The 23,028-nt window shown below is 41.0% G+C and carries 22 protein-coding genes; 8 read left to right on the top strand and 14 right to left on the bottom strand.

Annotated elements, in window-relative coordinates; genetic code table 11:
* Nucleotides 1–96: 96 nt before the first annotated feature.
* From cdd to AACW90_RS11380, 6 genes are all read right to left on the bottom strand, one after another.
* Entirely contained in the window at nucleotides 97–984 is an 888-nt protein-coding gene (gene cdd / locus AACW90_RS11405; protein ID WP_390234436.1) for a cytidine deaminase, read from the bottom strand.
* A 401-nt stretch (nucleotides 985–1,385) separates the two neighbouring features.
* Nucleotides 1,386–2,756: a DEAD/DEAH box helicase gene (locus AACW90_RS11400; protein ID WP_390234434.1), complete on the bottom strand. Its 1,371-nt coding sequence runs from the start codon at nucleotides 2,754–2,756 to the stop codon at nucleotides 1,386–1,388.
* Between the two features lie 180 nt (nucleotides 2,757–2,936).
* Entirely contained in the window at nucleotides 2,937–3,626 is a 690-nt protein-coding gene (locus tag AACW90_RS11395) for an LrgB family protein (RefSeq protein ID WP_347997157.1), read from the bottom strand.
* A complete protein-coding gene (locus tag AACW90_RS11390) occupies nucleotides 3,626–3,988 on the bottom strand; it encodes a CidA/LrgA family protein (protein WP_195703201.1) in 363 nt (120 codons plus the stop codon). The genes AACW90_RS11395 and AACW90_RS11390 overlap by 1 nt, the downstream gene beginning before the upstream one ends.
* A 2-nt stretch (nucleotides 3,989–3,990) precedes the next feature.
* Nucleotides 3,991–5,424 (bottom strand): exodeoxyribonuclease I, encoded by a 1,434-nt coding sequence (gene sbcB / locus AACW90_RS11385; protein ID WP_390234431.1) that lies wholly within the window; start codon nucleotides 5,422–5,424, stop codon nucleotides 3,991–3,993.
* 97 nt (nucleotides 5,425–5,521) lie between these two features.
* Nucleotides 5,522–6,262 carry an NAD(P)H-binding protein gene (locus AACW90_RS11380; protein ID WP_390234428.1) on the bottom strand — a complete coding sequence of 247 codons (741 nt, stop codon included), beginning with the start codon at nucleotides 6,260–6,262 and terminating at the stop codon, nucleotides 5,522–5,524.
* A gap of 287 nt (nucleotides 6,263–6,549) precedes the next feature.
* On the opposite strand from AACW90_RS11380, the gene AACW90_RS11375 reads away from it, so the two are divergent.
* From AACW90_RS11375 to astE, 3 genes are all read left to right on the top strand, one after another.
* Complete coding sequence (locus AACW90_RS11375; protein ID WP_390234426.1) at nucleotides 6,550–7,161, top strand: flavin reductase family protein; 612 nt, start codon at nucleotides 6,550–6,552, stop codon at nucleotides 7,159–7,161.
* A gap of 31 nt (nucleotides 7,162–7,192) precedes the next feature.
* Nucleotides 7,193–8,221: a nicotinate-nucleotide--dimethylbenzimidazole phosphoribosyltransferase gene (cobT, locus tag AACW90_RS11370; protein ID WP_390234423.1), complete on the top strand. Its 1,029-nt coding sequence runs from the start codon at nucleotides 7,193–7,195 to the stop codon at nucleotides 8,219–8,221.
* Between the two features lie 228 nt (nucleotides 8,222–8,449).
* Complete coding sequence (gene astE / locus AACW90_RS11365) at nucleotides 8,450–9,481, top strand: succinylglutamate desuccinylase (RefSeq protein WP_390234421.1); 1,032 nt, start codon at nucleotides 8,450–8,452, stop codon at nucleotides 9,479–9,481.
* A gap of 360 nt (nucleotides 9,482–9,841) precedes the next feature.
* On the opposite strand, the gene AACW90_RS11360 is transcribed toward astE, so the two are convergent.
* On the bottom strand, nucleotides 9,842–10,414 hold the full coding sequence (locus tag AACW90_RS11360; protein ID WP_390234419.1) for a nucleoside triphosphate pyrophosphohydrolase family protein: 573 nt from the start codon (nucleotides 10,412–10,414) through the stop codon (nucleotides 9,842–9,844).
* Between the two features lie 175 nt (nucleotides 10,415–10,589).
* On the opposite strand from AACW90_RS11360, the gene AACW90_RS11355 reads away from it, so the two are divergent.
* Nucleotides 10,590–10,949, top strand: coding sequence for an MmcQ/YjbR family DNA-binding protein (locus tag AACW90_RS11355; RefSeq protein WP_390234417.1), 360 nt, complete (start codon nucleotides 10,590–10,592; stop codon nucleotides 10,947–10,949).
* Nucleotides 10,950–10,991: 42 nt separating this feature from the next.
* On the opposite strand, the gene AACW90_RS11350 is transcribed toward AACW90_RS11355, so the two are convergent.
* On the bottom strand, nucleotides 10,992–11,225 hold the full coding sequence (locus AACW90_RS11350; RefSeq protein WP_195703209.1) for a glutaredoxin family protein: 234 nt from the start codon (nucleotides 11,223–11,225) through the stop codon (nucleotides 10,992–10,994).
* 87 nt (nucleotides 11,226–11,312) lie between these two features.
* On the opposite strand from AACW90_RS11350, the gene AACW90_RS11345 reads away from it, so the two are divergent.
* Nucleotides 11,313–11,804 carry a M48 metallopeptidase family protein gene (locus AACW90_RS11345; RefSeq protein ID WP_390234415.1) on the top strand — a complete coding sequence of 164 codons (492 nt, stop codon included), beginning with the start codon at nucleotides 11,313–11,315 and terminating at the stop codon, nucleotides 11,802–11,804.
* A 318-nt stretch (nucleotides 11,805–12,122) separates the two neighbouring features.
* Here AACW90_RS11345 and AACW90_RS11340 read toward each other — a convergent pair whose 3' ends face one another.
* A complete protein-coding gene (locus AACW90_RS11340) occupies nucleotides 12,123–12,698 on the bottom strand; it encodes an aldolase/citrate lyase/malate synthase family protein (protein ID WP_390234413.1) in 576 nt (191 codons plus the stop codon).
* Nucleotides 12,699–12,872: 174 nt separating this feature from the next.
* Here AACW90_RS11340 and AACW90_RS11335 point away from each other — a divergent pair, with 174 nt between their 5' ends.
* A complete protein-coding gene (locus AACW90_RS11335) occupies nucleotides 12,873–14,387 on the top strand; it encodes a DUF3612 domain-containing protein (protein WP_390234411.1) in 1,515 nt (504 codons plus the stop codon).
* A gap of 118 nt (nucleotides 14,388–14,505) precedes the next feature.
* Here the strand turns inward: AACW90_RS11335 and ugpC are convergent, their stop codons facing one another.
* The 4 genes from ugpC to AACW90_RS11310 all read right to left on the bottom strand — a co-directional run bounded on the left by ugpC (nucleotide 14,506) and on the right by AACW90_RS11310 (nucleotide 18,746).
* Nucleotides 14,506–15,597 carry a sn-glycerol-3-phosphate ABC transporter ATP-binding protein UgpC gene (ugpC, locus tag AACW90_RS11325; RefSeq protein ID WP_502226694.1) on the bottom strand — a complete coding sequence of 364 codons (1,092 nt, stop codon included), beginning with the start codon at nucleotides 15,595–15,597 and terminating at the stop codon, nucleotides 14,506–14,508.
* A 42-nt stretch (nucleotides 15,598–15,639) separates the two neighbouring features.
* On the bottom strand, nucleotides 15,640–16,482 hold the full coding sequence (gene ugpE, locus AACW90_RS11320; RefSeq protein WP_275136565.1) for a sn-glycerol-3-phosphate ABC transporter permease UgpE: 843 nt from the start codon (nucleotides 16,480–16,482) through the stop codon (nucleotides 15,640–15,642).
* Nucleotides 16,483–16,493: 11 nt separating this feature from the next.
* Nucleotides 16,494–17,375, bottom strand: a complete 882-nt coding sequence (locus tag AACW90_RS11315) for an ABC transporter permease subunit (protein ID WP_390234408.1) — start codon at nucleotides 17,373–17,375, stop codon at nucleotides 16,494–16,496.
* A 78-nt stretch (nucleotides 17,376–17,453) separates the two neighbouring features.
* On the bottom strand, nucleotides 17,454–18,746 hold the full coding sequence (locus tag AACW90_RS11310) for an extracellular solute-binding protein (protein ID WP_390234406.1): 1,293 nt from the start codon (nucleotides 18,744–18,746) through the stop codon (nucleotides 17,454–17,456).
* A gap of 378 nt (nucleotides 18,747–19,124) precedes the next feature.
* Between AACW90_RS11310 and AACW90_RS11305 the strand changes: the two genes are divergently transcribed.
* Together AACW90_RS11305 and AACW90_RS11300 are read left to right on the top strand one after the other, a co-directional pair.
* Nucleotides 19,125–19,547 carry a DUF3859 domain-containing protein gene (locus AACW90_RS11305; RefSeq protein ID WP_390234403.1) on the top strand — a complete coding sequence of 141 codons (423 nt, stop codon included), beginning with the start codon at nucleotides 19,125–19,127 and terminating at the stop codon, nucleotides 19,545–19,547.
* A gap of 275 nt (nucleotides 19,548–19,822) precedes the next feature.
* Nucleotides 19,823–21,061: a sensor domain-containing diguanylate cyclase gene (locus AACW90_RS11300; RefSeq protein WP_390234400.1), complete on the top strand. Its 1,239-nt coding sequence runs from the start codon at nucleotides 19,823–19,825 to the stop codon at nucleotides 21,059–21,061.
* 93 nt (nucleotides 21,062–21,154) lie between these two features.
* Here AACW90_RS11300 and AACW90_RS11295 read toward each other — a convergent pair whose 3' ends face one another.
* Complete coding sequence (locus AACW90_RS11295) at nucleotides 21,155–22,771, bottom strand: mechanosensitive ion channel family protein (RefSeq protein WP_390234397.1); 1,617 nt, start codon at nucleotides 22,769–22,771, stop codon at nucleotides 21,155–21,157.
* Nucleotides 22,772–23,028: the final 257 nt, after the last annotated feature.

The raw sequence follows: 23,028 nt of genomic DNA, 5'->3' as shown, positions 1-23,028 counted from the left end.
TGAGCGAATCATACTGGATCTTTAAAAAACCGCAATCGTTTGCTTTGGAAAAATAAGTAAAAAAATGCCCTAATTAAATTAGGGCATTAATAAGGACTATAGTGAAATATAAGTGAACGTAATGTCAGGATTTAGGGCATCTAAGGTTGACTGAGTCCCGTCAAGATTACTAATTTTACCTGCTGACAACTCTGCCAGAGCCGCAGTATCAATCTGTTCGAATGACTTACCTGCCATAAGAATTTGAGCGAGCGCAACTTGAAGAGGAGGAAGGCTAGGGTTGAACGCTGCATTCTCTGCATAAGAACCTAAGTAAACAGAACCGTCAGCTAACCTTAGAGCAACGCCACTATGATTCTCTGAATATGGTGCATGACTGTAGTTGAGTGCCTCAACCGCCTTTAATACTAAAGGGTCACTTTCATGGGTTTGATAAGACCTTGTTTTACCGTCCATTAAACGCGCATCTATATCTAGATCAGCTGGCCCGAATGAATCCGGTAGATATTGCTGAAGCGACATTTCGTCACGTTCAGGCAGTTGTACTTTTAGTTCGTTCGCTGTGGTTAACTCGTTCATAAACTGTCGGCAGTGACCACATGGACTATAGTTAACGGTAATATCTATGATTCCAGTTTCGCCTTTCATCCAAGCATGGCTTATACCACACTGTTCAGCGTGTACGGTTTGACTCATCTGCGCACCGATAAATTCCATGTTTGCGCCGAAGTATAGTCTTCCTGATAATCCGCGAACGATAGAACCAACATAAAACTCTGAAATAGGAGCGTATGAGTAAGCGGCTGCGAATGGAAGTAAGCAAATTCGAAGCTCGTCGTCACTCAATCCAGAAAGTACTAAGAGTTCTTCAAATTGTTGCGCAGAAATGGTGGCATCGAAATTTTCTGAGTTAAATAGACTTCTTAAATAATCAGCTATTGACTTAGGTGTATCGTTTAGCGCTGCGTCTAATCGAGAGTTCATAGTTAATCCTTAATTTGTTGATGAGGAATATTTTAACCAACACTAGCCTTATTGCAGTGGCTTGGATCACATTTTGAACTGCAATGTATTCAGATGTTTCATAAATAGAGTGAGGTCACATAGTTTAAGCGGACATTGGACAATAAATTTGTTAGAAAACCCACTTAAAAGCGACGAGAAATGGTTAATGAACAGTGAGGCTTTACCAAAGCATTGTTTGAAATAAATGCGGATATCTATACCAAAATTATTGGGAGTAGATTAGATGAGCAGGTGAGGGTAGTTTGTTGCCTAAATGCTTTATTGAGTCGCTGTGCGCATATAAAGTCGGGTCTGAAATTAGTTTCAAAGAATTGAAAAAGGATGGAGTTATCCATCCTTTTTATTTGCCTTTATTGATTCTATACTGGCTTCGTTGGTCTTCTACGTTTTGAAGGGGCTTTATTTGCCGTATTTGAAGTAGAGTTGCTGCCACTACCGTCTGAACTTTTAGCACCAAAATGACGTTTATTTTTACTCGCAGGCTTGTTTCCGCGAGCGTTGTCGCCTGAACGTTGTCCGTCTGCGTGGTTTTGCTTTGGAGTTCGTGGTTTTTTAGGCTTAATGTGTTTTTTATTTAGGTTCGATTCTGGAAGAACATCGACAGGTATGAAGCCTTCAACATCAATACGTGGAATAATACTTTTAATTAACTTTTCAATGCCAAAAAGGTCGATTGCTTCTTCTGCGGTTACGAGTGAAATGGCTTTACCAACCTCGCCAGCTCGACCGGTACGACCGATTCGATGGACATAATCTTCAGAAATATTAGGTAAATCAAAATTGACAACTTGAGGAAGCTGGGGAATATCAATACCACGGGCGGCGATATCAGTGGCGACTAACGCTCTAACCTGACCAGATTTAAATCCGGCTAATGCCTTAGTTCTTGCTCCCTGACTTTTATTGCCATGAATTGGTGCTGATTTAATCCCTTGTTTCTCTAGATACATAGAAAGTCGGTTGGCACCGTGTTTAGTGCGACTAAAAATAAGCACCTGCTGCCAATCATTTTCTTTGATTAACTTTACTAGTAGCGCCGATTTTTTAGATTTATCCACGGGGTAGACAAACTGCTCAACAGATGGTGCTGCTGAGTTTTCAGGACTGACTGATACCTCTACAGGGTTATTCACTAAGCCTTTGGCTAATGCCCTTATTTCGGTAGAAAACGTGGCGGAAAAAAGAAGGTTTTGACGTTTTTTAGGAAGTAAATCTAGGATTTTTTTGATATCTCTGAAAAAGCCCATGTCCAGCATCCGGTCTGCTTCATCAAGAACCAGCACTTCAATTTGAGTAAACTTGACTGCGTTTTGATTATATAAATCGAGTAAACGACCGGGTGTAGCAACGAGCACGTCGCTACCTCTTCTAAGAGACTGCATTTGTGGGTTTATTTTTACGCCACCAAATACAACCATTGAGCTAAGCGGGAGATGTTTACTGTATTTGACTACACTTTCGTTGACCTGCGCTGCTAATTCTCGCGTTGGTGTAAGAATCAATGTTCTGACGTGGTTGCCTTTTACTCGTGGACCTCCACTTAACCTTTCTAAAATAGGTAGGGTAAATCCTGCGGTTTTACCAGTACCTGTTTGAGCCGCAGCCATCACATCTTTTCCCGCTAATACCGCAGGAATCGCCTGCTCTTGAATTGGGGAAGGAGTGTCGTAACCTTGTTCTTCAATTGCTTTAAGAATAGGTGCAGATAAGCCTAAAGAGGTAAAACTCATAATATGTCGGTTCTCAGTAATTAATCGGAAATCAGATAGCGGAGAAAGCATGAAAAAAGATGCACGCTAAAACAATGGCAAAATGAACCGCGCATTCTGATCTATTTACTACCTGAACACAAGCGGTGTTTGCTATGCATTAAGTCTAGCGAGTAGAAATGAACCGTCACGAGCTCTGATCTATTTATTGATTAATATATTTAGCCATTCTATATAAATGTAGACAATGGGCGCGAGAATAGAAGTAATCACACCACAAAGTACCAATGCGAGTGAACTGAAAGCAGCATCTCGTTGATCTTTTTCAATGCAAGTTGCGGTTCCTAACGCATGGGAGACGGTCCCCATGGTTAATCCTTTTGCAATAGGGTGACTAATCCCCAATACGCTGTAAATCGGGTACGCAAATATGGAACCGAATACGCCAACTATTAATACCAATATTGCCGCGATTGCAGGCTCGCCACCTAGGTGACTGGAGACTTCCATCGCAATGGGTGTCGTAACAGATTTACCCATTATGCTTGCGACCAGAGTCATATCCGTCCCAAGTAAAACCGCAATGGTTGCCGAGGTTATCATCGATAAAGCACTACCAATGCCACAAGCGAGAAATATGATTTTCCAATTTCTTCTGATTTCTGGAAATTGTTCATATAACGGGTAGGCGAGGGCAACTACGGCGGGTTGCAGTAAGTAGGTGAATATTATGTTGTGCTGTTTATATTCCTCATATGGCATCTCTAAAATAATTAAAATGGGAATAATAATCAGTAAGCATATTAATAAGGGGTTCGCTAAGGGATGGTTAAGCTTCTTACTAATAAATCGAGCCACTAAGAATACGATGAAAGTGAGTGCAATCCAGATCATTTCTTAACCACCAAAATTTTTTCAAGCATCAGCGCAAGAAAAACGGTCATTATAGCGGTGCCGCCTACCGCGCTGGCGATTATCGGGAATGCGTTATCCATTAATAGTTGATAATGGTCGATTAACCCAGCACTGATAGGAATGAAGAGCAAAATCATATATCGGATAAAAACATTAGCGCTCGGTTTTACCCATTCTGCTGGGATCAGCCCTGAAACCATTCCAGTAAAGAGCACTAGCATGCCAATTATACTTCCGGGTATAGAGATCGCTAACCAATGCTGAATCGCAGTGCCTATGGCTAGCGCTAATAAGATTAGTGCTAGTGAAACAATGTATTTAAGTATCGTTAATATCATTTTTATGAGACAAGTTGTTCAACATATTTATACACGGACTTTAGGATAGCGAGTTTTTTCTCATCGCTTTCATGTTCGTGAGCGAGGTTTTCCAGATTGAGCATATAATCCGGAAGTGATGCTTCAAAATAGTCCCGGCAGTGGCGAGTCCATCGCTGTTGTTCTTCATCACTTAACGTCTCTACATAATTGCGCGCTCTGTATTTAAACAAAAGCGGTGCGATACGTTTATCGCCAAATTGTATGTCTAGTACAGCCAAGTTTTCCGGTTTTGCTTCTAGGATAATATCCATTGCAGCTCTATCTGAAGGCGTGAAAAAACCGTCATAAAGTTGATTATCTACATTGTCGTTATCCGCATAATCTCTATCTATCGAGTATAAATCTATCAGTTTCTCGCGAATTTCTGGATGCTGCTTTAGTCTAGCAAGGTTTTGAAGGCACTCTTCTCTATTTATACCGATTCGTTCTGCGTTCTCAGCTGTGAGTGTTTTGGCAGGGGCCAAAATTGGACATTTATTTAAGTGCACCAACTTTAAAGGGATAGGTTGTTGTCCGGCTTCAAGGTCTGATCGTTTAGTATACATACGTTCACGTATTTGGTCTGAGCTCAACTCCAAAAGTGGCGTTGGATCCATGGCAAGGTTCACCATAATGACAGCATTCTGATTTTTTGGATGCCATGCCATTGGTACAACCCAACTGGTATTCGAGCAACCAACACCGAACATCCCGGATACATGGACTAGAGGCGTCAGGTTGATGATATCCACTAATTCATTTAGCTTTCGCTTGTGGCGCATGCTAAAAAGGTAATCAAATAATTTTGGCTGGGCTGTTTTTAGTTTTTTGGCCAGTTCTATTGTGGCGATGACATCTGCCATCGCATCGTGTGCATTTTCGTGTTCGATGCCGTTTTCGATAGAGAGTTTTTCTAACTTGAAACTCGGCAAGCCTTCACCATCGACAGGCCAGTTTATGCCTTCGGGGCGAAGTGCGTAGCAAGTCCTCATTACATCCAGAAGGTCCCAACGGGAATTACCATTCTTCCAACTCCATGCGTAGGGGTCAAAAAAATTACGGTATAGTGTGTAACGTGTTACTTCATCATCGAATCGAATACTGTTGTAACCCAAGCTGGTGGTGTTTGGGGTTGAAAGAGCGTCGTGGATTCGTCGAATAAATTCTGGTTCAGGCAAACCTTGTTGGACGGCTTTCTGTGGTGTGATGCGAGTGATAAGTGCGGCTTCTGGTGACGGTAGATAATCAACAGGTGGCTGACAATAGATGACAAGAGGCTCGCCAATAATATTGAAATCCATATCGGTACGAACACCAGCAAACTGACTAGGCCTATCTTTTGACGGGCTTATCCCCCAGGTTTCATAGTCAAACCAGAAGAATGTAGGTTGTTCGTTGTTTTTATAATTTGTCATAGACTCTAATTAACCGCTTTATATCCCTTACTGGCGGCGATTATATTTCATTTTGAACAGTAATTTTTGGTTTATTTGCTCTTATTCTATCAAACGGTCAACTTGGTACTTGATATTCCATCAACATCGTATGAATTTCTTTTGAATTTAGTGTGCAGTAATTGTCCGATGGGTGGTGTGTTGGTTTAACCAACGAAAAAATCATTGCTTTGGCAACCGTACTGGCTCGTATAGGCTTAAAGTTTACTAATGGGCCGAGAAGGAATGGACGAAGAGCCCACAGCACTTTTTGCAAGACTTGTTCATCTGCCCTTGGATTGTCTCGGGCTCCCTTTAGCGGGCCTGGACGCACAAACACCAAGCGTTCGAAGTCAAGCTTCAGGAGGTTTTGTTCCATTCTGCCTTTGCATTTTAGATAGTTTGAAAGTGATTGAGCGTTAGCGCCATAGCTTGAGACTACCGCGATTCTTTTTACACCCAGTAGTTTCATGGTTTGTGCAACCTGAGTAACCAATTCTACGTCTATCTGAGCGAGGGCATGCTTACTCCCTGCTTGTTTCATCGTAGTGCCGAGACATATAAAACCAAAATCGGGCGAGGGAGATTGCTCATTCCATTGTGTCATTGCTAAATTTGGATGTTGAACTTGAGTGAGTTTGTCATGTTGTACTGATAGCGGTTTTCTTACCAAAGCCGTCACTGTTGGTATTGAAGGTAAGGTTAACAATTGCTCCAATAACTGCGAACCAATTAAACCTGATGCCCCTGCGATAATGGCATGTGCTCCGTCACCAAAACTGTCCATCAATAACCTCTGTAGTAATTCGTGATCTTGCATACCATTTCTGCCTGAACTAACAATAACTTATTTAAGCTATTAGTCAATTTGATAGCGTTGAGACGGTATCAACTCAATGAAATAAAAAATAGGTAATGTTTAGTGCGTGAGAGTGTGCCAGAAGCTACACTCTTTTTTAAGAATTCGATTCGCCCCAATGATTCATGTACATTAAGAAAAACGCTTTATCGAAAAGATCATGCCTATTGGGGTTTGAAACATCGAATATAATTCATCTGCATAGTTAACAAATAGCATTGGTTTTATAGTACTAACAAGGAGCGGCTATGAATATTGATTTGAGTACCATCTCTCCCACTCAAATTTACCATTTAATGACTCAAACTGTCGTGCCTAGACCCATAGCCTGGGTGCTGACAGAATCAGAAAACAGATCGTTCAATCTTGCCCCATTCTCTTTTTTTACGGCTGTTTCCAGTCAACCACCTTTACTGATGCTCTCTATTGGTAAAAAGCCGACGGGTGAAATTAAAGACACTACACGCAATACTCTGGAAACGGGTAAGCTTGTTATTCATATATCAAGCGTTGGTTCGCAAGATGCCTTAACACGAACGTCTGCGAGTCTAGAGTATGGGGATTCGGAGGTAGACGTAAATGAGATCGAACTTAAGGAGTTTTCGGGATTCATTTTGCCGAGAGTCGCATCTTGCCCTATTGCTTTTGGCTGTTCCTTGTATCAGGTTCAGGATATCGGAGATACTCCTCAATCGTTATTGTTCGCTGAGATTGAAAAAATATATATCAATGATTCAGTGATCAGTCAGGTTGACGAACGCCTCAAAATCGACGCATTAAAAATTGACCCATTGTCTCGACTCGGCGGAAGTGAGTTTGTTTCATTGGATAAAATAATCTCGGTTGCCAGACCGAACTAGCCCTAAACCACGCTAAGTAAAAGAAGACATTATGTTAAACAAAAGATTTTCTACTGTTATCCAAACCCGAATCGATCAAAAGACCAAGCCGTTAGGCTCACTCGGGTTAGTCGAAGATGTCGCTTTTCAGCTCGCTCTAATTCAAAGCCAAGGTAGAGAAGAAGCGGTAACCGACATAAGAATAAAAAAACCAACAATGCTTGTATTTGCAGGGGACCATGGTATTGCCGACGAAAACGTGAGCATAGCTCCCAGTGAAGTAACGGCGCAAATGGTGATGAATTTTCTTAGTGGCGGGGCAGCTATTAACTGCTTCTGTCGAGTTAACAATATTGCGTTTAAAGTGGTCGATTGTGGCATTCTATGTCCCGTTGATTCGGAATCGGATCAATTGATATTGCAGAGGTTGGGCAAACGAACGAAAAACTTTGCAAACCAAAAGGCGATGGAACTTGATACAGTGAACAAGGGTCTAGATTTTGGAGCAAGTATAGTTAATAACGTTATTGCAAAAGGTTCTAATTTGCTCATGTTTGGAGAGATGGGCATTGGAAACACCAGCAGCGCCGCCGCTATATTAAGCGCTATTTCAGGTAAAGACGCTCACGCATGTGTGGGGACAGGAACGGGTATTAATGAAGATCAACTTAAGGCCAAAGTAGCGTTAGTAACAAAAGGGGTTGTGCGCTGCAATGGCCAGTCGACGAAAGCGATACTATCTGAGGTTGGTGGGTACGAGATTGTACAGATGGTTGGTGGCTTTTTAGAAGCAGCGAAGCAGAATGTTCCCGTGTTGGTCGACGGTTTTATAGTGAGTATTGCCGCTTATGCCGCCATTCAACTTAATCCTGAGTGTAGAGAGTGGATGATATTTGCTCACAAATCTGAAGAGCAAGGGCATCAACTTGTATTGTCAGAATTGAATGTACAGCCGTTACTGGATTTGGGACTCAGGTTAGGTGAAGGAACAGGGGCGGCACTAGCGTTACCTATTTTGCTCGCAGCTGCTGAGTTTTATAATAATATGGCGAGCTTTGAAAGCGCTGGTGTTACGGTTTAAATGGCTTAAGTCATTGAGGTATGTCTCGAAAATATGAAATTTAATTATTAGAGATTGATTCATAAAGTCGAGAAAGTTACTCTGATAGGCTTGATGATCCAATAGCTAGAGTTAATAAGATGGGTCAGTACTCACAAGTAAATGATTTGAGAGTAACTAAGCAGACTTTAGCGAATAATATTAATAGAACCAGATAGAACAAGACCTGATGTATTGAAGGAGTTACTCATGGCACAAACGCTGTTTCGTCAATCATTTTTATATGACAGCTTAAATCTAGATAACGAAGTGTTAGAACAACAGGTTCAACTCCCTGCTGGCCCAACAATACGTCTGCTAAAACGTGGTGTTGTCGAAGTTATTCCTTATCAAGCGACAAACGATACGAAAGCGATTGTGCTCTCGGCTGGTATTCATGGAGATGAAACAGCACCGATGGAATTACTTGATGCATTGGTTAACGATATCATCGAGCAAAAAGTGACAGTGAAGCACAGGTGCTTGTTCTTATATGGTCACCCAAAAGCGACCAATCAACATTGTCGTTATATAGATGAAAATTTAAATCGGCTTTTTGATGGAAAGGAACGCCCAGAAACGGTCGAGACCAAAATAGCGGAAGAGTTAAAAGAAATGCTAACCCAATTTTTTAATGGTACTGAAGAGCATCAACGTTGGCATTTAGATTTGCACTGTGCGATACGTGGTTCTAAGCACTATACATTTGCCGTAAGCCCTAAGGTCGCGAAAGCAAAAAGTCGTAGCCGTGAACTAATTCAGTTTATAGAAAAGGCTAAAATTGAGTCAATTTTGCTTTCTAATGCACCTGCAACCACCTTCAGTTGGTTCAGTGCCGAGCAGTTTTCAGCTCAAGCTTTGACTCTAGAGTTGGGTAAGGTTGCTCCATTGGGTGAAAATGACCTTAGCTCAATTTCTAGCTTTGATAAGGCATTACGAGGGCTTTTATCTGATCAGATGGATGAGTTAGAAGCCTCACCAGTTGTAACGTATAGAGTGACTCAAACGATAAAGCGATTGACTGAAGATTTTGACTTTAATTTCAGTGACGACGTAGAAAACTTTACTCAGTTTGAGCATGGTCAAGTACTTGGTCATGACGGCGAAAAGCTGCTGTTTGCAAAAGTAGATCAAGAGGCCATCGTATTTCCAAACAAGCACGTTGCACTCGGTCAGAGAGCCGCTTTGATGGTGAGCCCAGTAGAAACATGGTTTCAAGACGATCAGCTAGTTTATGATTAGATATTTTTGAGATTGAATTTAAAACGCCGACGATGAATGTCGGCGTTTTTGTTTGTTATCATTAAACTATGGTTAAATGCCAATCTAGTTGCTTGATTTATATCAATAATCATTCAACCCAATGTAGAAACTACGATCGATTTTAAGGCAGTAAGCACCGTTATAGTGCGAATGTCTACGTGCTAAATAATCGACTAAATAAAAAACCAATAAAAACAATTAGTTAAAAAGGCTGGTTTGTTGGCATGCTATTAGCATTATTAATATTGATACATTCTCGTTCTACTTTTGTTAGGCATTAGCGCCTTCTGCGGGCATAGCAGAAGGCGCATTTTTTTACCTAAAATAGAATGATTAGGCTTAAAGTAATGGAGCAAGATTCGCTGGACGATAGTTAACCGATTTCAATACCTTCCCTTTTCTGATGGTTTTTGCATCTGAAACAAAATCTTCGGCACATTTAGCAATAACGTAATGTCCTTTCTCAACTGCCATTAATGCAATACCTTGGTTAGCATAAAACGTTTCCGTTTCTAGGTATTCTGCTTGGTCTTTGCAAACCTTGCTCATGTTGCTTGAGTGGACTTCATCCCAACACGGTATAAAATCGATTTTCAGGTTAGCTGCGGCGTTAAGAAGAACGTCAATAAAATAGCTTATTGCTAGGTTATCCCCAACTTGAGTGTCCCCAAGGTGAACCAAACGGCCCATTAAAACGTAGACACTGTCGACAATAGCATCAGCTTGTTCAATTTTGCTGTCTGCTTCGGCTAATTCCGTTAACTCTTCAATAATTAATGAGGAGTGTAAAGTGTCCAGTGTATCGCTCATAGATGCTTTGTCATTCACAGGAAGATCGAATGTCGCGCGAAACTCATTAATGTCACGGTAGATATGATCGTAGATAGGCTGAGTTAATTTGGTTAGTTTCATTTTTCGCGTCCATATAAGGTAAGTTGAGCGGATAATAACACATTTTATTTTATTTCTTAGACAGTGACCAGATGGCATTTTCAATACGATTAATTAACTATACTTGAACCTGTTACGGGGTAGGTTATTATTAAGTCTATTCTAAAAACGCCCAATATAAGAGTGAGATACGAATATGGATCATGTTGAACGATGGACTGCTTATTTAATATCGTTACCTGGTTCCGAACAGAGTTATCCTTTCGGACCTGAAACCCTCGTTTTTAAAGTGAAGCAAAAAATGTTTGCTTTGATAGGTTACCGAAATGACAAATATTTTATCAACTTGAAGGCGATACCGGATAATGTCTTATTTCTTTCAGAACAGAATGAATCTATTACTCTTGGCTACCATATGAATAAAAAACATTGGGTGTCGGTAGAGTTAGGCCACAGTGAAAATGAAGGGATGCTGAAAGGATTAGTCGACGATTCCTATTTACTTGTGAAATCGTCATTAACCAAAAAAAGACAGGCTGAACTAGATGCGTTATAGCGTAATTTTCTGTAGAGATAATTCAGTAGTTGGAACGAGAATTTAATTCTTGGAGCTATAAATACTATCAAAGTTTTTAGCATTCCAACCAATCATAACCTGATCGCCAATTTTGAGTACTGGCACAGAACGCGCGCCCATCGCCTCAAGTTCTTTGCGACCTCGTTGCATTTTGGCATTGGTTAATCGGTACTTAATTCCTTTTGAATCAAGGTGTTTTTGCGCATCCTTGCAGTGAGGACATTTGTCGTTTACGTATAAGACGACTCTTTTCATGATGTTTCCTGCTGTAAATAGTTGGTGGATAGAGTATGTTTCTTGAGAGTGACGTATAATAACGCTTTTATTATCTGAATTTCTATCATGAATCCATCTCTTCGCTATATTAGAGGTTACCCAGAACATATTGTTGGGCAGATCGAAAAGCTTGTCTCTAGTGGGCAATTTTCCGCGTGGTTTATCCAACGTTATCCTGAGAACCACCAAATAAAAAGTGAGAAAGCACTGTTTGATTATGCTATTGCAATTAAAAACCAATATTTGAAGAAGAGCTCACCGATCAGTAAAGTAGTTTATGACGGGAAGATTCATCTTATTAACAACGCATTGGGGCTGCACACGTTTATTTCTAGAGCACATGGTGGCAAGTTAAAATCAAAGAATGAGATCCGAATTGCAAGTGTTTTTAAAGATGCGCCAGAGCCGTTGTTAAGAATGTTGATGGTCCATGAGTTGGCTCATTTAAAAGAGAAAGAACACAATAAGGCGTTTTATGCTTTATGTTGCCATATGGAGCCTGATTACCACCAGTTAGAGTTTGATGCTCGATTGTTTATGATTTCTAAAGAAATATAGAGCCGTCCAAAAGGTTGTCTGAATTATCGGTTTGTTGTGAAAGTTAATCCCTTTCGTCGTGGTCTTACTTACTGTCGCCGTTTTGAGTTTTTATCTTTATGGAAATTGAAATCTATCTGCCCTGCCGACCCGATACTGTTTGTGATGGGTTATTATTGCTTTTCACTGTGGGTTTTGTTGTAGGGATAGTATTATTTATCTGGTTTATTTACAAAGAGTACAAAGAGGTGAACAAAAAAGTGGTTAAGATAAAGAAAGTCCCCAACCACAAAAAATAGATGGATGGGGATTACAGAAACTTGCAACAGCTTACTTTGATTACTTTTTGAAGCAACACGTCAGTACGTAGTCGTCCCCATTTTTGGCCGTAAAGTCTTTATCATCTAGGCTCGCTCGAGGCTGCCCCTGATCATCAGTTTTTAGCAAGCTGACCCAATGACGAATTCCTCGCAAACCTTGATCGTCGTAGTTGTGACTAAATGTCGCGCAGGTTTCCAATTGAATATCGGATATTTCAACTAAGGTTGTCATCCCTTCATTAGAGCCACGTTTGAAACTTACCTCTACGTAACAGCCTTCTTTATCGCGTAATAGTATTGAATCTGGGTGGCTTCTATGCCCGGTAAAGGCAACAAAGCTTCCTGCATTTTTCAAGCCCGTGTGCTGTCCGTCGGTGAAATAGATTATTAGGTGACGTCCATCCAGCATATAGCTTGTTGCTTCTTCGTGAGTGCGTTGATCTAGAGGAAATATGGCGTCGAGAAGCAGTTTGGTTTTTGTCTGTTTTTCTTTTGATTGTTGACTCTTTATCGTCTCCACGGCGAAGACTGCTTCAGCAATAAATGTTCTGTCGTGATGATCAGTTTTAGTGCTGTTGTATGCTGGTATGTTCATAGTCTCGCCCTCTTAGTTTATTCTTTAACTTGCCTACAAGGTTCGGTTGGTTTTATGCGTTTGCGACCAACTGGTCTAATTACTTCCTTGCTTAATTTGTAGACTACTCTATTTTTATATACAATTTCACAACAAAAATTTTACAGTGTGAATTTTACAAAAGGATAGTGTGAAATGAGACAGTCACAAAGCTTGATTCGTAAGTCACATTTTTTAGGGACAAAGATAAGAAACCTAAGAAAACGCAATCACTTAACCATGGAGGACCTGTCGGCCCGTTGTGTAAGAATTGATGCGGAACATTCACCGTCTGTCTCGTACCTTTCAATGATTGAACGCGGAAAAAGGGTACCCAGTGCGGATATGTTGGAGGTTATTGCGAAGGTTTTTCAAAAAGAACCAAAGTGGTTTTTGGATGATGAACCTGAATCAGAAGACATTACACCGAACAAGGGTCGTAAAGGGGGAATCAGTGGCATGCCCTTGGAGCCGAGTTTCCTATTCTCTAACGATATGCTACAGATCGCTATTCCTGAACTCCTTTCTCAAACAGGCGTGAACGGTCGCCAGTTCGCTCAGTTACTTATACGAGCCTATCAAGAGCATCATCAAAATCACTTTCCTGACTTAGAGCGAGCAGCAGAAGAGGTGGGTCTAAAGCGTTTAGGATTGACGGTTGATGATATGTTGGAATTGGTAAAGGCTCAGGGGCTTATAGTTCACTGGGTTGACTCAACACCAACTGAGGTTATGGACGAACTCGGTGTGATGAGTAAACAAATGGTGACCTCTTATTTTGAGCCGCCAGGTAATATTTACATTAACAAGCTTTTAAGGAAGCATCCCACCCGCTTGAAATACGATCTGGCCGTGTATATCGGCAATTGCATTCTTCATAATAAGGAAGGGCTAAAGAGTGTGCTTACGGTAGGTAATCATTCTTGGACCGTTGACGATAGTGTCACTAATGGCTCGCCTATTAACCCTCAGGACATACTGCACGCATGGCGTGATTTCGAATCCAGTTTTTTTGCTGGGGCCTTGCTCTGTCCTAAAGTGCCATATCGACAATTACTTGATCGATATGGTTACGAAGTCGATGTGCACAAAGCAATAGAGGTGTCCCCATCGGTTGCGATGCGAAGAATGACGGTCGTCTCGCCGTATCCGCACTGGCATTACTTCGACGCCTATGCACCCGGTAAATTAAAAGCAGTATATCGTGGCAACGGCATTCCACTGCCATGGGGCAATATGCGTATGGTGAATGATCCTTGTCAACACTGGTCAGTATTTAGGATGCTGTCGGAGCCGAAATCCGGTACCACGGCTCAGATCTCTATCCTGGATGTGAATAATGAACCAAGGCTCTACTGTTGCGAGTCGGTGAATGTGAAAGACCCAGCGATGAATAATCGGGTATTATGCGCCGGGTTGGACCTCAATCCAGCGATAGAAGCGCAGGGTGGCGATGCCATCGAAATTGCAAGTGAACTTAAAGCGTTATGCGTTGAAAGTGGGGGCGCGACCGTAATTCCAAAACATATCAAGAAGAAGCTATCAACAATTTCTCGAATTTTGAATATCAATTGGGTTGAAAGGGGAATTGAATCGCAAGCGAGATTGATCTGTTCTCGCGGTGGCGTGTGCCCAAGAAAACCGAGTTGTTATGACAAATGCGAAGGGTAAATAATTGGTTTGTTAATGGGCATAGATGAGAGAACTGGCTCTATACCCAAAATTGATTGGTTTCGTCTTTTAACTTTGTCTGATAACTATAAAAGCATCTTGTCGAAGACGGCAGGTATCAGGCGTTAACATTACTGCTGACTTTTTTAGACGACAGTGCTTGGATCCGTTTGTCTTGTGTATCAAACAGGTGGAGGTTCTTCTGCTCAACACAGAGTTGTAGATTCTGATTGATATCAAACGGATATTCGGGGGTTACTGCGATGATGCTTTGAGATTGAAACTTACCATGGACAAGTTGATTGGGTCCTAACGGTTCAATCACGCTTATTTTCATATTTAGGTTGAGTCCATTATGAAGAAACGTCGTTTCGGCATGCTCCGGTCTAACACCTAACGTTATTTCCTGATCCGATAAATGGGCGTATTCAGGAATAAATAGGGTTTGGTCTCCAACAATTAGTTGCCCTTTTATCATCCTAGAAGACAAGAAGTTCATGGCGGGGCTACCCATAAAACTGGCGACGAATGTACTTGCTGGTTGATGATAAACTTCGGACGGCGTTCCAATTTGCTCTATTTCGCCTAGGTTCAATACCACGATTCTATCAGCCAACGTCATCGCTTCAACCTGATCATGTGTAACATAGACACTGGTGACGGCAAGTTTTCGCTGTAGTTTTTTGATCTGTAGTCGCATATGAGCACGTAGCGCTGCATCCAAATTAGACAGTGGTTCATCGAACAAGAAGAGCTGAGGGTCACGCACTATCGCGCGTCCCATCGCAACGCGTTGACGTTGTCCTCCAGAAAGTTTTGAGGGCTTCCTGTCTAAATAATCTTCAATTTTCAGGGTCTTTGCGACGTCTTGAATTTTGTTTTCGATCTCAGCCTTGTCGACACCTCGATTTTTCAATCCGTAAGCGAGGTTATTGTACACGGTCATATGAGGATAAAGAGCGTAATTCTGGAATACCATGGCGATATCTCGCTCGGCAGGTTTTACCGTATCGACTCGACGTCCGTTCAGATGTATCTCGCCTGCTGTGATGCTTTCTAACCCGGCGATAGAACGTAAGATTGATGATTTTCCGCACCCTGACGGGCCGACCAATACGATGAACTCACCCTGAGAGATGTTAAGGTCAATCCCTTTGACTGCCTGGTGCCCATTTTCATATGTTTTTACAAGTTGCTGCATTTCTAACATTTTTTATTCCTTTGTTCTAAATTCGACCAACCTAAAGATGGGTTATTTTTCGCTTTCTACTAAGCCTTTGACAAACCAGCGTTGGAAAATGATGACAACAAGTACGGGCGGCAACATGGCTAGTATTACCATGGCAAATGCGTAGTTGTACTGGGGTTTTGGCGTTTCGTTAATATTACTGAGGATTTGTTTAATGCCCATTACCATGGTGTTGTAGTTCTCATCCGTCGTCATCATGATTGGCCATAGATATTGATTCCAACCGACCACAAACATAATGATAAAAATGGCGGCCATCATGGTTTTTGATAGAGGTAACAAAATGTCGATAAAGAATCGAATAGGTCCAGCATTGTCGAGTTGGGCGGCTTCTAGTAATTCATCCGGTATCGTTTTAAAAAACTGGCGAAAGAAAAAAGTTGCCGTTGCTGAAGCAATGAGTGGAAGGATCAAACCTGAAAAGCTGTTAAGCATACCAAGGCTTGAGACCACTTCGTAAGACGGGATAATGCGTACTTCTAGTGGTAAAAGTAGCGTAATAAAAATAAGCCAAAACCATGCCGAGGCGTATGGCAGTCTAAAATACACCAATGCATAAGCGGCGCACATAGAGATAACAATCTTACCTGCTGCAAATCCTAGCCCCATAATCATTGAATTAATTATCATAGTCTTAGCCGTAACATTGTTGGCAAACCCCTGACTTTGAGTCCATGCTTTTTCATATATCTCAAACATTTTTTCGCCAGGTAGTAACTGTAATCCTTCTTTTAATATGGTTGCTGAATCATGAGTAGAGCTTGCAAAAATTAGCCATATCGGAAAAAGCATAATAAGCGCGCCGAGAATAAGAACAAGGTGATCACTCCAGTGACTAGACTTCATAATTGGTTCCTTTAGTAGTGCACTCGTTTTTCAACGAATCTGAATTGAAGATAAGTAATAAAGAGGACCAGAATTAACAAAACAACAGACTGAGCTGAGCTGCCACCTAAATCGGCCCCAACAAAGCCGTCAGAAAACACTTTATAAACAAGTGAGGTTGTTGAACCACCGGGTCCACCGGCCGTCATAGTGTCAATAACGCCGAAGGTATCGAAAAAGGCATAGGTCATATTAATGACGAGCAAGAAAAACCCCGTTGGCGCGAGTAGAGGGAAAGTTATGGTCCAAAATCGTCGAGTGTCGCTTTCACAATCTAAAGTAGCGGCTTCCCTTACTGCGTAAGAAATCGATTGTAGTCCGGCCAAAAAATAAACAAAGTTTACGGATATTTGCTTCCAGACTGACACAAGGATTAGTACGCTAACGGCTTGGGTTGAGTGAGTTTGGTAATGAAAATCATAGCCAATGCTCTTAAAGAAATCTGCGAATAATCCGATATGTGGATTAAAAATAAAATAGCCCATAATGCCCGCGACGGCAGGCGCAACCGCATACACCCAAGTAAGCGTGACTCGATAAGCACTTTGACCGTGGATTACCTTGTCGGCTTTAACTGCTAGCAGGAGGGCGAGAGCCAGTGATAAGAATGAGACCACAATTGAAAAAAACAGGGTGAATCCGACGGATTTTATATACTCGCCAGATTCCAATATCATCTGATAATTTTCAAACCAAACAAAAGTGGATGATAGACCCCAAGGGTCTTCAAGCATAAAAGAGAGATAAACGGCTTTCGCCGCTGGGTAGATAAAGAAGATGGCGATAATGATTATCTGCGGTGCCAAAAAAAGATATGGCAGAGGAGAGTGTCGGAAATTTTGTCGACGTTCCACTAGAGTACCTGCTGTTAGTTAAGATAGGCGAAGCGAAAAAATAAAAATGCCCCAACCTAGGTTGAGGCAACAGTCGGGTTACTTAATCGTACGAGCAAAACGTTTAAGCAATTGCTGTGCTTCGGCATCGATTTTTTCTAGGCTGTTTTTGACGGTCGACTCACCAGAGAACATGTTGTCCGTTTCACGGTACATAACCTCACGGATTTGAGGGTAGAACCCCAAGCGATAACCTTTGGTCCATTCGCCACCAGGCAAGCTAAGTTGTTGCACACCGACTTCTGCGTCGGGGTTTTCGTTGTAGTAACCTGATGTTTTTGTCATGTCATATGCAGCATTCGTCACTGGTACATACCCCGTTGTTTTGTGCCAATACATTTGCACTTCAGAGCTGGTTAAGTAGTTAAAGAAAGCGGCAACACCCTTGTCTTGTTCTTTATCATGACCAGAAAGAGCAAACAGGGCAGCTCCACCGATAAAGGTGACTCCCGGGTTGTCATTGATCGATTTCCAATAAGGTAAGAAAGTGGTGCCCATTTTGAAATCGACACGTTCTTTTAGGCCACCAAATGACCCTGACGAACCGATCCACATCGCGACATCTTTACGTTCAAATGGCGTTTGGTTTGCGGCCCAATCTTTACCATAATATTTGTAGTAACCTTTATCTGACCACTCTTTCATTTTGGTAAAGTGCATTTGAAGGTTTTTTGTGTTGTACATAATTTCAGTCGCAGGGCCATCGAACCCGTTGTTTTTGTTTGCGAGTTGTTGATTATGACGAGACTTGAAGTTCTCGAAGAAAATCCAAGGAGTATGAGATTGAGAGAATGCTGCATGGCCTTTTTCTTTTAGCTTCATCGCGACCATTTCCATTTCTTCATAGGTCTTTGGTGGCACAACACCCGCCTCATTCAACATGTCTTTGTTATAGTAAAGAACAGGGGTTGAACTATTGAATGGCATACCAATCATTTTACCATTGCTGTCCGCGTAAAAATTTCGAACGCCAGACAGATAGGCGGAAGAATCGAAGCTGTAGCCAGAATCTATCATAATATCTTGAACAGGTTTAGCGACGCCTGGCGCATTCATAATGGTCGCTGCTCCGGCATCAAACACCTGAAGAATATTGGGTGACTCGTTGGCACGAAAAGCAGCAATACCTGCAGTCAATGCTTCGGTATAAGACCCTTTATAAACGGGCGTTATCTTGTATTCAGATTGTGATGCATTGAAATCAGTCGCAATCTTATTTACGGTGTCGCCAAGTTGCCCCCCCATTGCGTGCCACCACGTAACTTCAGTTTCAGCAAAGACACTACCAGATACGGTTGCAGACAGTAGTCCGGCTAGCCATAGTTTTTTCATCGTTATTTCCTTTATGTATGAAAAATGTTCGTCATTATTGTTTAAATAAGAACCGCGTTAATAAAGCTGAGGCATACAAGAGCGGGTTTCTAGAATCGAGTCCTAAAAAACAGAAACTACTTTCGTATGAGTGTGTTGTGTTTCGCGTGGTGTCCATAATCGAGTCAAATCATTACAGTTATGTTTCGCTAAAATTTAACTTTGATGAATGATTTATGTACTAAATATGGCGCGACAATGATTTGTTCTGGTATTTCACTTAGTACATTAGACGTATCATGGCGAAGGACAAATCGATGAAACTCAAGCAGATAAGGGCTTTTTAAACGAATAGTGTTATAGTGCGCGGCTAATTTTTCGATAAATTAATGAATTCAAATGGCAAAGCGTTCCGCGATTATTGACATGGTCTCGTATGGGATATATTCAACATGGGATTCGAAATCCAAGCAATTACCGAAGATTTTGGAATTCACGACCCAGATACCAGCAGAGTTAGATATTGAATTTGGGTTTTCTATCAATATTAAGAAAGCAAAAGGAAAAAAAATTCATTTTTGTATCGATCACCCAGGTATTGCTTCAGAAGATGGTGACGTCCTCGCTCCGTTTGACGGAGAAGAACATATCAATAGCAATGATTGGGATTTTTATCTTGGAGATACGATTTGGTTACCAATTAACAATAAACTTGGACCATGGCGAATGACTATCGAATTGGATGGAAACATTATTGCTGAAAAAAAGTTTGATGTTTACGAAAAAAGCGAAGGTCAGTTTTGGAGAAGACGAGGCTTCTAAACACGTGTGAACTGTAAAACTTCTCTATTAACTCTCCTTTCTATGAACCAACACAATAAATTGTCTTGGTTCAGTAATATCAATTGTCTCTAGTCGTCATAATTTAGACCTTATGATCGATTTTTCTAGTTATCGAATGTCTTTATTGGTTTTTTTTGGTTATTGTTTAAATACGATTATAAATAATGCACGGTTTTTTACAAAATTGATTTCTATATTAGGTTCTATCCGTGCTGTGTTTTTGAAATCGATTTAATTTTGTCAAATGGTCCGTTATGAATAAACTAAATATCGATTCGACATATGGCGTAGTGGTTATCCAAAATTGTAAAGCAGTATCTGTGGATAAGAATTATGCACGGATATTTGGGTATAACTCTCCAATAGAGTTGATGGAATCGACAGACTCTTTTCTGGACTTAATTGACCCTTCTTTACATGACGCGGCAATGGCTAATTACGGAGATATTATATCCGGTAGAGTGGTTCCGCGGGGTCATACGTTCAGGAATGTAGACCGATATGGTAGAAGTTTTACTATTTTTGCTATCGACCATCTAATTGAATGGCAGGGAGCGCCTGCGTTGCAGGTTACGGTTATGGATTTATCCATGGTAGAGCAAGCAAATGAACAGATTAAAGAAGTTAACCTTAAGTACAAACGCATGATTACGGATTCTCGACAGGGTATCTTGGTGCATAAGAACTTTAAACCTCTATTTGTCAATCAAGCTTGGGTTAGACTTATGAGAGCGGAATCGATTGAGTTCGTATTAGCCAGAGATGATGTTCTTGATAGGCTATTACCTGAGAATCGCCAGACGGCTATTAACCGCAACAATGCTCAGCTTGGCGGTAGGCGCGTGGACTATGACAATAATGTCTATCAAAATGTTTGTTATGACGGCACAAAACGCTATTTCAATGTTTATGATAATTTGATCGAGTGGGATGGAGAGCCTGCACTGCAGGTAATATTGGAAGATGTTACTGAGCATGTTGAGTTGCGAAAGAAGTTAGAATACAGAGCATCACATGATTCATTGACCGACTTATATAACCGTTCTGCTATTTATGACAAGTTGAAAGCATCCTGCTCTAATACAGGTTTGTTAATTTGTATGCTTATTGATATCGACAATTTCAAATCAATTAATGATACTCACGGACATTATGATGGCGATGAGGTTATTCGAACGCTTGCGTCTATTTTACGCAAAGAAGTTGGAGAGCTGGGCATTATTGGACGATGGGGTGGAGAAGAGTTTATTGTTTTTTTACAAAGCTCAGACTTTGAACTTGCCAAGGGTATCGCTGAGAATCTTCGTCGAATATTTAACAGCACTGTTTTTAATTTATCAAAAGGCCAGTTAGTGTCTAGTGTGAGCATTGGTATCGCATTCTCAGACTGTAAATGTGCGAGTCAAAAGGGTATCGATGGCATAGTAAAAGACGCTGACAGGAATATGTATTTAGCGAAATCGAATGGTAAAAACCAAATAAGTTGGGATTAAATACTAGCGCCAGAAAAATGAGAGATCTTAGACAAAAAGAGACCTCCCATTGGTATTTCGTTAGTTCCACTTCACGCCATGATCAGAGAAACGTTAATCTTCGCTATTATGGTTGTAGATATGGACATCTCGCTGAGGGAAAGGAATCGTGATTTTCGCATTATCTAATTGCTTCTTAACTTGCTCAGTCACATCCCAGTAAACATCCCAGTAATCTTCTGTTTTAACCCATGGACGGACAATAAAATCGACAGATGACTCGTTAAGGGTGTGAAGTTTTACCATAGACTCTGGTGTTTTCAGTACGCGTGGGTCGCTTAAAAGAATATCTGAAAAAACGGCTCTAGCGGCGTCAATATCGTCTGCATAACCAATACCAAAAACCATATCGACACGTCGTATTGTCTCTGCCGTAATGTTATTGATTACATCACCCCATATTTTGTTGTTTGGAATGACCAATCGTTGGTTGTCGATTGTTTGTATACTTGTTGACACCAGACTCATGTTTTTTACTGTTCCTTGAATACCGGCAACTTTCACCATATCACCGACATCATAAGGCCGATAGATGAGTATCATTAGACCAGAAGCAAAGTTAGAAAGCGTATCTTGAAGAGCAAAACCGATGATGACACCCGCGACACCAAAACCGGTTAATAAAGGCGCAAGCTCGATGCCGATTTGAGATGCAGCAAATAATATCCCAATAAAGATAACGGTTTTAGATGCTATAGAAACGAAGAAGTCTTGCATCAATACACTAAAATCCATTTTAGAGTGCTTTGCACTTTTCCGTACGCCCTTACTGACAACACGAGAGATACTCCGTGTTACATAGAGTATGAATAGGAACAACAACGCTTTTACAATGAGTGACGGCGTGTTTTCAAAGGCCCACTCTTTTAACGACGCTAACCACTGCTCAAATAGACCATATGCAACATCAATGTCGAGAACATCCACGTTGATGTCGCCAGTAATCGTCAATAGCAACTGTTTGTTTTGTGTTACATCTATCGACATTGACTCCATGATAGATATAGCGACTTCTAAGCTGACTACCGATACTGAAATTTGCTCGTTATATCTAACGATTTGCTGCAGTAGAGACTCTTTGTCTGCCAAACTCACGTAGGCTAGACGAGTTTCCGCTTCTTGTTTTTGTGTATCCAGGTACAAAATTGCGTTAGATAAAAATTCGGCGCGGCTTATAAGAGATACTTTAAATTCTGATTTAGATTCTTCTATATCGAGGTTGTATTGTTCTGCCGTACGCAGTGATACTTCCAACTGTTGATAATAGGTGTCCATAGTGGCGATTCGACGCTGTACTCGAAGACGCAACGTAATGTTTTCCTCGAAAGAGCTCGCTCTTACTTCTTTAGCAAGGTTAGCGAGATCTTCGTCACTATATTTAATAAGAGCTCTAAGTAACTCTATCTGGCCCAATATGATAACAGCCACCTCTTCTTTGTCAGAGGCAGTTTGAATATTAAGCAGAAGATCTTCACGAAAATTGGTGTTTTTCCGCTTAAGAATATCTTCAAGGAAAGGTTTGTCGCTGTCATGTGCAGAAATTAATTTTGTAAGGTCAGATTGTAAGCTCTGTTGTCGGTCGATTAAGTCATTTGCTTGTGTGGCAATAGATAATAGTAGGAAAGTGACGGCGACCAACACTGCAAATATGTTAGGTATTATTTTTTTCATTGCCTAGCCTTATAAATAAATCATATTAAATGAATAAGTTAAGTTCCTATTTAGTGTATGAAGAAAATGGAAAATTCTCCATTTATTGGGTGAAAAAAGTTAAGCGAGGTGATGATTATAACGACGCGTGAAGTTTAGAAATTCGGCTAGCCACATTGTTTACTGTCAAACCTGTTATTTATTAACACTTTTAGGTGTCTTGCGAGGCATGGTTGTTGATCAAACGAGAACGATGCGAGACTATTGGTACATCGGGT

The sequence above is a fragment of the Vibrio frigidus genome (genome assembly GCF_042465995.1).
GTDB lineage: Bacteria > Pseudomonadota > Gammaproteobacteria > Enterobacterales > Vibrionaceae > Vibrio.
Note: the sequence above shows the minus strand (reverse complement) of the source record. Positions and strands in the feature narration are given on the sequence as shown.

Excerpts from the sequence above, each read along its gene's own strand:
- AACW90_RS11375 (WP_390234426.1), top strand. The coding sequence starts at position 6,550 with ATGAATATTGATTTGAGTACCATCTCTCCCACTCAAATTTACCATTTA.
- ugpC (WP_502226694.1), bottom strand. The coding sequence starts at position 15,597 with ATGTTAGAAATGCAGCAACTTGTAAAAACATATGAAAATGGGCACCAG.
- AACW90_RS11355 (WP_390234417.1), top strand. The coding sequence starts at position 10,590 with ATGGATCATGTTGAACGATGGACTGCTTATTTAATATCGTTACCTGGT.
- AACW90_RS11310 (WP_390234406.1), bottom strand. The coding sequence starts at position 18,746 with ATGAAAAAACTATGGCTAGCCGGACTACTGTCTGCAACCGTATCTGGT.
- astE (WP_390234421.1), top strand. The coding sequence starts at position 8,450 with ATGGCACAAACGCTGTTTCGTCAATCATTTTTATATGACAGCTTAAAT.
- AACW90_RS11350 (WP_195703209.1), bottom strand. The coding sequence starts at position 11,225 with ATGAAAAGAGTCGTCTTATACGTAAACGACAAATGTCCTCACTGCAAG.
- AACW90_RS11360 (WP_390234419.1), bottom strand. The coding sequence starts at position 10,414 with ATGAAACTAACCAAATTAACTCAGCCTATCTACGATCATATCTACCGT.
- AACW90_RS11295 (WP_390234397.1), bottom strand. The coding sequence starts at position 22,771 with ATGAAAAAAATAATACCTAACATATTTGCAGTGTTGGTCGCCGTCACT.
- AACW90_RS11335 (WP_390234411.1), top strand. The coding sequence starts at position 12,873 with ATGAGACAGTCACAAAGCTTGATTCGTAAGTCACATTTTTTAGGGACA.
- AACW90_RS11400 (WP_390234434.1), bottom strand. The coding sequence starts at position 2,756 with ATGAGTTTTACCTCTTTAGGCTTATCTGCACCTATTCTTAAAGCAATT.
- AACW90_RS11380 (WP_390234428.1), bottom strand. The coding sequence starts at position 6,262 with ATGCAAGATCACGAATTACTACAGAGGTTATTGATGGACAGTTTTGGT.
- sbcB (WP_390234431.1), bottom strand. The coding sequence starts at position 5,424 with ATGACAAATTATAAAAACAACGAACAACCTACATTCTTCTGGTTTGAC.
- cdd (WP_390234436.1), bottom strand. The coding sequence starts at position 984 with ATGAACTCTCGATTAGACGCAGCGCTAAACGATACACCTAAGTCAATA.
- ugpE (WP_275136565.1), bottom strand. The coding sequence starts at position 16,482 with ATGAAGTCTAGTCACTGGAGTGATCACCTTGTTCTTATTCTCGGCGCG.
- AACW90_RS11345 (WP_390234415.1), top strand. The coding sequence starts at position 11,313 with ATGAATCCATCTCTTCGCTATATTAGAGGTTACCCAGAACATATTGTT.
- AACW90_RS11300 (WP_390234400.1), top strand. The coding sequence starts at position 19,823 with ATGAATAAACTAAATATCGATTCGACATATGGCGTAGTGGTTATCCAA.
- AACW90_RS11340 (WP_390234413.1), bottom strand. The coding sequence starts at position 12,698 with ATGAACATACCAGCATACAACAGCACTAAAACTGATCATCACGACAGA.
- cobT (WP_390234423.1), top strand. The coding sequence starts at position 7,193 with ATGTTAAACAAAAGATTTTCTACTGTTATCCAAACCCGAATCGATCAA.
- AACW90_RS11305 (WP_390234403.1), top strand. The coding sequence starts at position 19,125 with ATGGCAAAGCGTTCCGCGATTATTGACATGGTCTCGTATGGGATATAT.
- AACW90_RS11390 (WP_195703201.1), bottom strand. The coding sequence starts at position 3,988 with ATGATATTAACGATACTTAAATACATTGTTTCACTAGCACTAATCTTA.